The 565-nt window shown below is 38.6% G+C and carries 1 protein-coding gene; it reads left to right on the top strand.

Annotated elements, in window-relative coordinates; genetic code table 11:
* Positions 1 to 339 (top strand): transposase (locus BCAMP_RS12080; RefSeq protein WP_198015812.1); only part of this gene is annotated, 339 nt, incomplete at its 5' end.
* Positions 340 to 565: the final 226 nt, after the last annotated feature.

The following is a 565-nucleotide window of genomic DNA, read 5'->3' as shown; positions in this document are numbered from 1 at the left end:
TTTATGACACTGGATGTTGAATTCAAAGAAACGTACGAACTAGCACAGCAATTACTGATTGCGCTACAACACAAAAATTTCCCTGCTTACCAATCACTGATTCAGACTAAAAAACCTTTCGTTTCTTCACAACTGAAACGCAGTTTAAAAATATTAAACAAGCATTTACCTGCAATCGGAAATAGCTTTAAATACGAGGATTCCAACGGGCATTTAGAAGGAATCAATAACAAAATAAAAGTGATTAAGCGGATTTCGTTTGGTTACCGTAACTTTTCAAATTTTCGAAACAGGATTCTACTCAGATTCAATCATAAACGCATCGCTCCCAACTCGTAATTAATTGACTCTTTTACTGTCTTTTAATACGCGAAAACCTCAATAATAAACGTGCAGCGTCATGACGTTTGTGAAGGCGACTCTAGCGGGAAAAGTGGCAGCTGAATACCCCACAGCGGAGCGCGGAGGATGAAGCGTCACCCGCAGAAAGCGTCCTTCACATTAGGAATGACTACAAAAAAAGCAGCTACCAAAAAAGGTAGCTGACAAAAATGACATTATTTTA

Origin of the sequence: Brochothrix campestris FSL F6-1037 (assembly GCF_000525915.1) — a bacterium.
Classification (GTDB): Bacteria; Bacillota; Bacilli; order Lactobacillales; family Listeriaceae; genus Brochothrix; species Brochothrix campestris.
Note: the sequence above shows the minus strand (reverse complement) of the source record. Positions and strands in the feature narration are given on the sequence as shown.